Below are 12,080 nucleotides of genomic sequence, written 5' to 3'. Positions count from 1 at the left end.
TAGAAAGAGTGCGGAATTCATGCCAATGTCTGTCAATCTCAACGAGCGGCGCAACGCCGGGATTCTGCTGGCGCTGATCGTCGCGACCGTCGTCGTTACGGCCGCCGGCATCGCGTGGCTCCGCGGACAGCAGGAACCGCTCATCGTGGAAGTGGCGTACGCGGCGTCGATACTTATCGTCGCGCTGGTCGCCTACGATAAACTGCTGGTTCGGTAGTTTGATGATCGGCAGCAGTCCCGAGGCGATTACCACGCACTACTCGCATCGAAACGATATTCAGTTCCAGAAGACGCCATGACGAACGAACTGTACACCGGTTGGAAGAGAGTACCGTCCTCCGAGACGCGCCGGATGATCCGCGACGCGGCAGTACAAATGGGCGATCTCGTTCGGAGCACGCTCGGACCGTGGGGGATCGATAAAATGATCGTGCGGCGAATGGCCGACGGCGAACTCCGCGGATTCGTCAGCAACGACGGCAGCGCCATCATGGAGGAGTTCGAGGGGGAGACGAGCCACCCGATCGCACGACGCTTCATCCGAGCGACGGAGGATCACGAGACCGACTACGGCGACGGTTCGACGACTATGGTGCTGTTGGCGTCGGAGCTGTTGTCGACGGCGATGGATCTTGTCGACCGGGGCGTCCACCCGACCGACGTGATCGAGGGGTTTTCGATCGGCGGACAACGGACGCTTGAGCTGTGGGACGAAACGTCGATTCCGCTGGCGAACTCGGCCGGAGAACTCGACCGCGCTCGGTTGCGCGCCGTCGCGATGACCGGGATGACGAACGGACGGAGCGGGTCGTGGCCCCTCGACGAGTTTGCGGACACCGTCGTCGACGCCGTCCTTCGCGTCTCCGATCCGGAGACGGGGAGCGTCCGACTCGACCACGCAAAGACCGTCGCCGTGCCGGGCGGAAGCGTCGCTGACTCGACGCTCGTCGAGGGCGTCGTGCTTCCCGAGAACGTCGTGACCGCCGAACGCCTCCTCCCGGCGACGGGGGCGGTGCTGCTCATCGAGGGAGATCTCCGGTGCCGGAGTCCCGCGGCCGACGTGAGCGTCACAGTCGAGGGCGCGACCGACGCCGAGCGAACGGTTGGCGGACTCGACGAGAGCGAGAAGATCGCCGCGAACATCGGACTGACGGGTGCCGTCGCCGTCGTCGCGACCGGCGACGTCGACATGGCCATCGCCAAGGAGCTGGCCCGACACGGGGCGGTTCTCCTCCGGAACGTCAAGCGAACCGATTTCGAGTACATCGCTCGAGCGACCGGTGCGACCCCTCGCGGCCCGGTTCGACCGAGCGGCCGAATCGACGCCGACGCGCTCGGAAACGCCACCGTACAGCTCCGCGATACGGGTCGTGACGACGACTGGGTGGCGTTCCAGCCCTCCGAAGACGTGGAGGCACCGGCGGTCACTCTCGTCGTCCGAGGCGGAACGCAGACTGCCTCCGAGGAGGCCGAACGGCGCGTCAGGGACGGTAAGAACGCGCTGCGCGCCTGCATCAAAACCCCCGCGGCGCTCCCGGCCGGTGGCGCCGCCGACGTGGCGGCGGCCCGGGCGGTTAGATCGCTGGCGATGCGCTTCGACGGGCGCGAGCAACTCGCCGCGGAGGGGTTCGCGGACGCGCTCGAATCGATCCCGAAGACGCTGGCCGCCAACGCCGGTCTGAACCCGCTAGACGCGCTGCTCGAACTGCGAGTGCGCCACGACGCGGGCCACCGTCGAGCCGCCGTCTCGAGCGACGGAACCGTCGTCGACGACGTGACCGCCGACGGGGGCGGACTCGACCCGTTCCAGATTCGGGTCTCGGGGCTCGTTCGGGCCATCGAGTTCGTCAACGCCCTCACCCGCATCGACGGTGTCCTCCTCGACGAGCGTGAACCGACGGTCGATCGCGCGCTCGAAGAGCCGACGTACTAGCCCGGTGGGACGCCGGACGGGAATCAGAGGAGCTGCGTCGCGGTCACCGCGACCAGGGTCGCCGGGAGCACGGAGAGGACGCTCGCCCTGCCGTCGACGTCGTAGAGTTCGCTCACGACGGGGAGCATCAGAAACCCGACGAGGACCCATCCCCCTGCCATCATCGCGCCGACGATCCGCATCTGAAGGGTGTTCGCCACCGCCTCGTGCGTTCGTGCGACGGCGGGAGCCGGAGCCGCACCCGCGACGACCGGCTCCGGTGCCGGAATCGTCAGGACGAGAGCCGAGCCGACGGCCACCGCGGGGACGAAAAGCACCATCAGGTATCCGCCGACGCTGAATATCGTCGTCTCCATCTTCGTCACCTCGGAAAAGTAGCCAGCGAAGCTACCGATAACGCCGAAGTACAGGAACCACGAGAATGCGACGAAGAAGAACCCGTAGCAGAGGTTTATCCCCAGGGCCAGTTGCCATCCCGAAAAGACGTACCCGTGGGACATGGCAAACGGTTCCGCGAGGTGCTCGAAGACGCCCCTCGCGACGCCGGACAGGAGCAGTCCGAAGAGCGGCGGTATCCAGCCGTACCGCTCGACCGTTCCGACCAAATCCGAAACGCTTCGGGCACTCGTTAACTCGGCCGCTAGCCGACGCCACGGCCGCCGGGTGGCGTCGCCGCCTCCCGTCGCGCGAGGGTCGGAGTTGGAATCGACGTCCGTGTCGTACCCGTACTGGGGGGTGTCGTCCGCGCTCATACGCGCACGAGGACGGTCGCCGACCGGTCGAACTGCCTCCGTCGCCACCGGATGTCGACGTTCTGTGTTCGCATGGAGTTCATCACGTCCGTTAGTCGCCGGCCCCTCTGGCGGATTCAGGCCGAGATTCGGTAGTAGCGGGTCGTCCATCGTCGAGGTTCTCGCCGGTTCGCGGATCGAACACGTGTACGTGGTTCGTATCGAACGTCAAGTGGACGGGCGTGTCACCGCTCTCGTATCGATTCGGGATCGATTCGGGTTCTATGAACGCCTTGTACTCCTCCTCGTCGCCCTCCTCGTCCGCGCCGATATCGACGTCCTCGGCCACGACGCGGTCGACACCGACGCCGTCCTCGAGTTCGAAGTACAACAGGTCGTTGCTCCCAAGGGGTTCGATGATGTCGACGTACGCCGGCACCGACTCCGGAGTTGGCGATTCGTGAACCGCGATGTGCTCTGGGCGGATGCCGAGCAAGAACCGGTCGGCGTCGCTCCGGTTATCGATCGACTCGGCTCGCTGCTCGGAAACGTCGACCTCCACGTCCCCGGTGAACCGAGGTCGGTCGCCGGTTCTGTCCAGTTCCGCGACGAACATGTTCATGGACGGGCTGCCGATGAACTGCGCGACGAACGTATTCTCCGGTTGGTTGTACACCTGACGGGGGGTACCGACTTGCTGGAGCATCCCCTCGTTCAAAATGGCGATGCGGTCGCTCATGGTCATCGCCTCCTCCTGGTCGTGTGTGACGTAGATCGTCGTGGTTTCGAGCGTCTGGTGGAGGCGCTGTAGCTGCGTCCGCATGTGTTTTCGGAGCTTCGCGTCGAGGTTCGACAGCGGCTCGTCGAACAGAAACACCGCCGGATCGCGGACGATGGCACGGCCGGTGGCGACGCGCTGGCGCTGCCCGCCGGAGAGGTGTTTCGGCTTCTGATCGAGCAGGTTCCCGATACCCATCAACTCGGCGGCCTCCTCGACCCGTTCGTCGATCTCCCCGGGGGGAAGCTCCGTCGAACGCTTGAGGCCGAACGCCATGTTCTCGCGCACCGTCAGGTGCGGATACAGTGCGTAGTTCTGGAACACCATCGCGATATCCCGATTACGCGGCGGCAGTCGGTTGACGGTGGTGTCGCCGATCCGAATTTCGCCACCGGTTATCTCCTCCAGACCGGCGACCATCCGGAGCAACGTCGACTTCCCGGAACCGCTCGGGCCGACGAGCGTCAGGAACTCTCCGTCGTCGATTCGAAGGTCGAACTCCTCGACGGCGAGGATGTTCTCGTCGTAAACCTTCGTTACGCTGTCGAACAGGATTCGACTCATGCTGGGGGGAGATTCCTATCGTACCTATTTATTACTTTGGTTGGTCGCACGGGAAAGATCACCGTGCTCGCGTTCGAACGCCGCCGAACCGTAACGTGGGGTGGTGCGTCCCGCGAACGTCGTCGAGGGCGACGACGCGTGGCGGCGACGGGCAGCGAGTCAGGGTCAGGTCTTGACCGCGCCCTCCGCCAGACCGTTGATGATGTACTTCTGGAGGAAAAAGAGGATGACGAACAGCGGGAGCGTCGCGCCCAGTGCGCCGGCCATCAACAGATCCCACTGGAGGGTGTACTGGCCGACCCACGTTCCAAGTCCGGGGGGAAGCGTCATCTTCCCGTCGTCGTTGATGAGAATGAGCGCCATCACGAACTCGTTCCACGCGAAGATCCACGCGAAGATGGCGGTCGTCGCGATGGCAGGGGCCGACAGCGGGACGATGACCCGCACGACCGCGCCGATGCGGGTACTGCCGTCGATCATCGCCGCCTCCTCCAGGGACTCGGGGAGGTTCTCGTAGAAACCCCGCAGCATCCAGATCGAGAACGGCAGCACGAACGCGACGTACGCGATGGTGAGCCCGAGGAGGCTGTTGAACAGGCCGATGCTTCGGAAGATGAGAAACAGCGGCACCGCCACCAGGATGAGGGGGAACATCTGCGTGAGGAGGAGGAAGGTCGCCACCGCCTTGCGACCCTTGAAATCGAGTCGGCCGATGCTGTAGGCTCCGAACGTACAGATGAGGATACTCAGTGCGGTCGACGCGACCGTGACGATGACACTGTTGCGGAACCAGATGAGGAAGTTCGTCTGGTACAGCATCCGGCGGTAAGCGTCGAAACTGACGCCCTCCAGCCAAGCGCCAGGATTGCGGATGAACGTGTCGAACGCGACCTGGTTCAGCGATACGACGACCATCCAGAAGACCGGCAACAGCACCACGAAGATCGACGACCACAAAAGCGCGTGGAAGCCGACTTTCTTGGCCCACTCTGCGGTTTTCGGGGATACTTCGACGCCGAACGGTTCGATCGTGTCTCGCGTTTTACTCGCCATATTACTTCCCTCCGACTTCCTCTTGGTAGAACCGCAGGTACACCATTCCGTACGCCAGCATGATGACCAACATCACGACCGCTATCGCGGCAGCGATACCGAAATCGTTCTGGATGAACGCCTGCCGGTAGACGTACACCGGCAACACCATCGACGAGTTTCCGGGGCCGCCGCTCGTCATCACGAAGACGAGCGTGAAGTGGTTCAGCGTCCACAGGCTCATCAGCAGCGTCGTCACGACGCCGATGGGCTGGAGGAACGGTAGCGTGATGTGTCGGAACAGATCCAGTCGGGTCGAACCGTCGACCCGAGCCGCCTCGTAGAGGTCCTGCGGAACACCCTTCATCGCCGCGAGAAAGGTGATCATGAAAAAGGGGAAGTTGCGCCAGACGTACGCCAGCGTCACGGAAAACAGCGCGTACCGCGACCGACCCAGCCACTCGATTCCGTTTCCGAACCCGAGAACTTCGAGGAGACCGTTGAACATCCCCAGTTCGTAATTGAACAGCAGCTTCCAGTTCAGCGAGACCGCGATAAACGGAATCGTCCACGGGAGCAACAGGAGCGTGGTGGCGACGGAGCGGCCCCTGAACTCGCGATTGAGGAGGACGGCGAACGCCAGTCCGACCGCCGCCATCAGAACCACGGCGGCGAACGACCAAACGAGCGTGTTCTTCATGACCACCCAGAAGTCGGGCAGTCCGAAGACCTCGACGTAGTTGTCGAATCCGACGAAGACGTCCTCTCGTAGGCCGCCGTACTCGTAGAAGCTCAACGCGATTCCCCGCAGAATCGGGACGACGCTGATGAGCGCGAGTGCAGCGAGCGACGGCAACAGGAACAGCCATCCCCAGAGGCTCTCCTTCGAGAGCCAGTACTGGTACTCATTCGGAACGGTAATGCCACCGATCGACGAGGTAGCCTTTGACATGCTCTATCGTGAGAGTGGGGCACAGGTACTTTAATTTATGTGCATCTCGGCCGCACCTATCGCCGAAAAGCCGCCGCTACCGAAGGCGGCGTTCCGGCGAGCGCGGCGGACCCTGTCGTTACGCGTACGGGTTGTGTATCTTCGGCACGCCGTCGCCCCGAATCCACGGCTGGACGGCGTCCGGGGCGTCGTCCAGCGAGGGCCCCTCGGTTTTCTTTTTCAACTCGTAGTCGATGTAGTCGGCGTCGTTGATCGTCGAGCGGGCCTTGTTGGCCATGCTGCGGAGCGCCGTTTTAGGATCCTTGTTAGATCCGATCATCCCCGATATGGCGGTCGAGTAGCCCGACGTGCTTCCCTCCAACGAGCCCATGAACGGGGCGGCGCGTCCGGCACCGGTAATGCCGTACCGAACGGCGTTCGGGGCCTGTTTCAGGCGGGCCTTGAGCCAGGAGTCGGGAATCTTGGTCGGGTTGTCGGTGAACAGCTCCATCTCCTCTTGCCCGCGCCGAACCGGCAGAAAGTTCGGCGCGGAGACCGGGAAGTACTTGTTCAGCGTGTCCGGCTGCGTCATGTAGTCCATGAAGCCGAGCGATAGCTTATCTTCGACGTTGTGGCGGGTGACGTTCTTTTTGAACGTCGTCAAGCAGCTTCCGCCCATGAAGGACTGTCGCTTTCCGTTCGGGCCGGCCGGCATCGGGGTCAGCTCCGTGGCCTCGGCCAGCTTCTTGTTACCGTCGGAGACGCCGTCCTGCGGATCGATGAGGCTCCGGGCCAGATCCGTCGGGTTGTGTGCGATCGCCGTCCGCTCCTTTCGGTACAGCTCCTCGGCGGCGGTCGTGTCGATGCCGCCCCAACCGCCGGGGGCGACGTTCCACTTTTCGCGCAGGCTCAGCGTCCAGAGGTGGGCGAACAGCGATCCCGGACTGTCGATTTCGACCGTGAACTTCCCGTCGGAGTAGTCGTACATCGACGCGTTGGACTGGTGGGCGAACGCGGTCACGTTCTGGCCGGTCACGAAGTCCTGTGCGCCGGCCGTGGTGAACCCGGAAGCGTCGGTGTTTCTGGAGACGACCTTTCCGGTCTCGATGAGCTCCGCCCACGTCTCCGGCGGTTTCGACACGCCGGCTTTCTCGAGGAGATTCATGTTGACGTGACTGGTGCGAAGCTCCATGAACCACGGGAGCCCCCAGAACTCGCCGTCGAATTTGCCCCACGACGCAATCGTGTCGTACCAGTCGTCGTACTTGTTGAACAGTTCGGAGTTGGGGCGGGCCGCGCCTCGGTTGCCGAAATCGACCGCGTGCTCGCACGCCATCTCGGAGACGTTCGGCATCGAACGTCCCTCGATGGAGGCGCTCCACTCCTGGAACACCTGATCCCAGACGACGACGTTGGTGGTCACGTTGACCTTCCGGTCGGCGGCGTCTTCGTAGCCTTTGGCCGCCTTTTTGATGGCCTTCGTCTCCGCGGGGATGTAGCCTCGCATCGTCCACCACAGGAAGTCCCCTTCGCCGTTACCGTCGGTGCCGCCGTCACCGCCGAGACCCTGACACCCTGCCAGACTCGCCGATGCGGCGACTCCGCACATGGTGGCGGCCGTTTCCACGAACTCCCGGCGCGAATATTCTTCCGTCCGATCGGTCGTACCCTCGACGGATTCCGTCTCGGAATCCTCGATACCGTCATCTCTCGACGACATATCGCAATTGTCGCAAAGGAGCATTATATAATTACCGGGGAATATATCGCAATACCGTTGTCGGGTGTGAATCTCGCCCCACCACGGTCGACATCCGGACGTCAGAACGCGCCCGACCTTCGCGACGGATCACTCGGTCGGCGAACCGGTCACGGACAGGCTCGAATCGAGATGCGGACTCTCCGAAGCGCCGTCCGCTGGACGCCTGATCGCCGGCGCGATCTCCGGTATCCGTCCGGAAGAATAATCACCGGCGGGCGAATCTGGACGCATCATGGACGATTGGATAGATCCGCGGATCATCGGTCGCAACCGACTCTCACCGCACGCGGACGTGTTGCCGTATCCCGATTCGAAGACGGCACGAACCGGCATCCGGAGCGCATCGCCGTGGGTGACGCCGCTAAACGGCGAGTGGGCGTTCCACCTGGCGTCGACGCCGAGCGACGCGCCCGATCGATTTCACGAGCCGTCGTTCGACGCCGACGAGTGGGACGGCATCGAAGTACCGCTGAGCTGGCAGGCGGGCGGCTACGGCACTCCGCACTACACCAACGTCGTCTACCCCTTTCCGGCGGACCCACCCAACGTCCCGACGGAGAACCCCACGGCGTCGTACCGCCGAACGTTCCACGTCAGCGAGGAGTGGGACGGGCGTCGAATTCGGCTGCGGTTCGAAGGCGTCGACTCTGCGTTTCACCTCTGGGTCAACGGCGAGCGGGTCGGTTACAGCGAGGGTGCCAGGCTGCCCTCGGAGTTCGACGTCAGCGACTACGTCGAGCCGGGCGAGAACGCGGTCTCGTTGCGCGTGTACAAGTGGACTAACGGCAGCTACATCGAGGATCAGGACATGTGGTGGCTCAGCGGTATCTTCCGTGACGTGTACGCTTACGCCCTGCCCGAGGTGCACGTCGCCGACGTCGACGTTCGAGCGGAGTTGGACGACGAGTATGCGGACGGTCGGCTCGGCGTGGCCGTCGACGTGTTGAACGCCGGAAGCGACGCGGAGACCGCCTTCGTCGAGATAACGCTGCTCGACGAGTCGGGAGCGACCGTGGCCGAACTCGACGGCACCGCCAGCGTCGGGTCCGGGGAAACGAAGACGATCACCGCCGAGACGGCGGTCGAACGGCCCGACAAGTGGACCGCGGAGACGCCCGCCTGCTACACACTGTTACTCACGCTTCGGAACGCGGACGGGAGCGTGACGGAAGTCGTCCCGGAGACGGTGGGATTCCGCGAGGTCGAGGTCGCGGACGGTCGGCTTCTGATCAACGGCGAGGCGGTGACGATTCGGGGAGTGAACCGCCACGACTTCCACCCCGACCGCGGCCGTGCGGTTTCCTTCGAGACGATGCGCGAGGACGTCGAGCTGATGAAGCGCCACAACATCAACGCGGTTCGGACGGCGCACTACCCGAACGACGCGCGCTTCTACGACCTCTGCGACGAGTACGGACTGTACGTGCTCGACGAGACCGATATCGAGTGCCACGGGATGGAGTACGCCGACGACGTTCGGCACGTTAGCGACGACCGCACCTGGGAGGACGCCTACGTTGACCGGATGATTCGGATGGTCGAGCGGGACAAGAACCATCCGAGCGTAGTCATCTGGTCGTTGGGCAACGAGTCGGACTTCGGCGTAAACCACGAGGCGATGGCCGAGGCGACGCGGAAGCGTGATCCGACTCGACCGATCCACTACGAACCGGACGTCGAGCAGCGAGTCTCCGACATCGTCGGGCCGATGTACCCTTCCCTCGAGCAACTCGAAGCGTGGGCGACCGAAAGCGATCCGGAACATCCCGTCATCGCCTGCGAGTACGCGCACGCGATGGGTAACGGACCCGGAAACCTCCGCGAATACTGGGATCTGTTTTACGAGTACGACCGTCTGCAGGGCGGGTTCGTCTGGGATTGGATCGACCAAGGCCTCCGGCGGACGACCGACGACGGTGAAGAGTGGTTCGCCTACGGCGGCGACTTCGACGACGAGCCCAACGACGGGAACTTCAACATCAACGGTCTCGTCTTCCCCGACCGCGAACCTTCGCCTGGTTTGACCGAGTACAAGAAGGTCATCGAGCCCGTCGCGTTCTCGGCCCAAGACCTCGAACGCTGCGTCCTGACCGTCGAGAACCGCTACGATTTTCGGTCGCTCGATCATCTCCGGGCGGCATGGCGCGTCGAAGCCGACGGGCGAGTGGTGCGGAGCGGCGCGCTCGACCTGCCGAACGTCGGTGCTGGCGAGAGCGGATCCGTGTCGGTGCCGTTCGAGTTCGACGAGTTCGAGCGCGACGCGGAGTATCTGCTCACGATCGAGGCGTCGCTCGCCACGCGGACGCGGTGGGCTCCGGCGGAGCACACCGTGGCGACCGGACAGTTCGAACTACCCGGCAGCGGCGAATCGGCGACGCCGTCGACGGGTATTTCGGCTCCGCTCGATTGCGAGGCGACTGACGACGAGATCGTCGTGTCGAACGCACACTTCGAACTGGTGTTCGACGCGACGGACGGGGTCGTCGACTCGCTGGCGTACCAGGGACGAGACCTGCTGGTCGAGGGGCCGCGGATCGGACTCTGGCGGGCACCGACGGACAACGACATCGGATTACCCCCCTCCCGACAGCTCCTCTCCCGGCTGACGGAGCTGTACGAGAACGGGAAGCCGCCCGAGGAGGCGGACGTCAGGAGCGTCGGGTTCGAACAGCTCTGGCGGGAACACGGCCTCGACGAACTCCGGTTTCGAACCGACGCCGTCACGCACAAGACGAACCGCGACGGGAGCGTGGAAATCTCGGTCGAGGGACGCCTCGCTCCGCCGATATTCGACCACGGCTTCGCCGCGGAGCAACGGTACACGATACGCGACACCGGCGTCGTCGAAATTGATACACGACTCGAACCGGAGCACCTGTCCGCGCTGCCGTCGCTCCCACGCGTCGGCCTCGATTTAACGCTCCGCGACGACTTCGATCGGGTCGCTTGGTACGGTCGCGGCCCGGGCGAGTCGTACGTCGATAGCAAGGAATCGGCGCTCGTCGGGCGGTACGAGAAGACCGTGGACGAACTCCACACGCCGTACGTTAGACCGCAGGAGAACGGTAACCGAACCGACGTCCGGTGGGTGACGTTCGCCGATGCACAGGGTCTCGGCGTCCACGTCTCGGGCGACTCGTCGTTCGACGTCAGCGCCCATCGCTACGCGATCGAGGAGCTGGACGACGCCGAACACGTACACGAACTCCCCCGACGCGACGAGATCGCGGTGTCGCTAAATCACACTCACTGCGGACTCGGCTCGGGGAGCTGCGGTCCGCCGACGCTAGAACGGTACCGCGTTCACCCCGAGGCGTTCGAATTCGGAATCGAATTCCGTCCCGTCTCGCGGTAACTACCGTGGCGATACTCTTTTAACACCGTCCGCTCATCACCATGTATGCGCTATTACCGACTCCACGGCGGAGAGCGTGCAGCCACGGATTCGCTCATCGCGGTAGCTGACGACGAAACCGCGTATGATTTGACCTCCGCCTCGCCCGACCTCGGCTCGTTCCGGGCGCTGGCACGCGCCGCGAACGCGAACGACGAGTCCATCGACGCTATCGCCCGCAAACGTCTCGACGACTCCGACCGCATCGATCGGAGCGTCCTCGACGAGAACGTCCTCCAGCCGGTCATCGCGGACGAGGTATGGGCGGCCGGCGTCACCTACCGCATCAGCGAGGAGGCCCGCGAGGCCGAAAGCGGAAAGCCGGAGGTGTACATCGACGTCTACGAGCGGGAACGTCCGGAACTGTTCCTGAAGGCGACGCCGTCGCGGACGGTCGGTCCGCTGGAGGAAATCGGCGTACGCGGCGATTCCAGTTGGAACGTTCCTGAACCGGAACTGGGCGTCGTCCTCCACCGCGGCGACGTCGTCGGTTACACCATCGGCAACGACGTTTCCAGCCGGGATATCGAGGGAGAGAATCCGCTCTACCTCCCGCAGGCCAAGGTGTACGACCGCTGCTGCTCCATCGGTCCTTGCATCGCCACTCCGGAGACCATCCGCGATCCCCACGACCTTCAGATGTCGCTGTCGATAGAGCGCGACGGCGAGATGGTTTACGAGGGGTCGACCTCGACGGGCGAGATGGCGACTTCCTGCGAGGAACTCGTCTCCTACCTCCGCCGCCACAACAACCTGCCCGAGACGCTGATTCTGCTCACCGGTACCGCGCTCGTCCCTCCGGAGACGTTCACCCTCCTCGAAGGCGACAAGGTCACCATCGACATCGACCACATCGGACGCCTGGTGAACAAGACGGTGACCGTCTGAATCCCCGATTCCGCGAGCAGGTCAGTTCTTTCGACGGCGATCCACGCGAAACGAGAACCGTCTCCGA

Annotated in this window: 9 protein-coding genes; 4 read left to right on the top strand and 5 right to left on the bottom strand. The window is 63.8% G+C overall.

All coding sequences use genetic code 11. The annotated features are described in order from the left end of the window. Positions 1–25: 25 nt before the first annotated feature. Both LIX00_RS18210 and LIX00_RS18205 read left to right on the top strand, forming a co-directional pair. The gene (locus LIX00_RS18210; protein ID WP_227356427.1) at positions 26–217 is read left to right on the top strand and encodes a hypothetical protein; all 192 of its coding nucleotides are present in this window, start codon (positions 26–28) and stop codon (positions 215–217) included. Positions 218–295: 78 nt separating this feature from the next. Continuing rightward, positions 296–1,933, top strand: coding sequence for a TCP-1/cpn60 chaperonin family protein (locus tag LIX00_RS18205; protein ID WP_227356426.1), 1,638 nt, complete (start codon positions 296–298; stop codon positions 1,931–1,933). 23 nt (positions 1,934–1,956) lie between these two features. Here the strand turns inward: LIX00_RS18205 and LIX00_RS18200 are convergent, their stop codons facing one another. The 5 genes from LIX00_RS18200 to LIX00_RS18180 form a co-directional block, all read right to left on the bottom strand. Further along, positions 1,957–2,685 (bottom strand): hypothetical protein, encoded by a 729-nt coding sequence (locus LIX00_RS18200; protein WP_227356425.1) that lies wholly within the window; start codon positions 2,683–2,685, stop codon positions 1,957–1,959. 91 nt (positions 2,686–2,776) lie between these two features. After that, positions 2,777–4,006 carry an ABC transporter ATP-binding protein gene (locus tag LIX00_RS18195; RefSeq protein ID WP_227356424.1) on the bottom strand — a complete coding sequence of 410 codons (1,230 nt, stop codon included), beginning with the start codon at positions 4,004–4,006 and terminating at the stop codon, positions 2,777–2,779. 165 nt (positions 4,007–4,171) lie between these two features. Continuing rightward, a complete protein-coding gene (locus LIX00_RS18190) occupies positions 4,172–5,059 on the bottom strand; it encodes a carbohydrate ABC transporter permease (protein ID WP_227356423.1) in 888 nt (295 codons plus the stop codon). Between the two features lies 1 nt (position 5,060). Continuing rightward, entirely contained in the window at positions 5,061–5,990 is a 930-nt protein-coding gene (locus LIX00_RS18185; protein ID WP_227356422.1) for a carbohydrate ABC transporter permease, read from the bottom strand. A 118-nt stretch (positions 5,991–6,108) separates the two neighbouring features. Next, on the bottom strand, positions 6,109–7,689 hold the full coding sequence (locus tag LIX00_RS18180) for an ABC transporter substrate-binding protein (RefSeq protein WP_227356421.1): 1,581 nt from the start codon (positions 7,687–7,689) through the stop codon (positions 6,109–6,111). Between the two features lie 274 nt (positions 7,690–7,963). On the opposite strand from LIX00_RS18180, the gene lacZ reads away from it, so the two are divergent. Further along, positions 7,964–11,086: a beta-galactosidase, LacZ type gene (gene lacZ, locus LIX00_RS18175; protein ID WP_227356420.1), complete on the top strand. Its 3,123-nt coding sequence runs from the start codon at positions 7,964–7,966 to the stop codon at positions 11,084–11,086. Positions 11,087–11,131: 45 nt separating this feature from the next. Next, positions 11,132–12,013 carry a fumarylacetoacetate hydrolase family protein gene (locus LIX00_RS18170; protein ID WP_227356419.1) on the top strand — a complete coding sequence of 294 codons (882 nt, stop codon included), beginning with the start codon at positions 11,132–11,134 and terminating at the stop codon, positions 12,011–12,013. Positions 12,014–12,080 lie beyond the last annotated feature (67 nt).

This window comes from Haladaptatus salinisoli (assembly GCF_020614375.1).
Lineage (GTDB): Archaea > Halobacteriota > Halobacteria > Halobacteriales > Haladaptataceae > Haladaptatus > Haladaptatus salinisoli.
The sequence above is the reverse complement of the archived record's forward strand: the minus strand, read 5'-3'. Positions and strand labels throughout refer to the sequence as shown.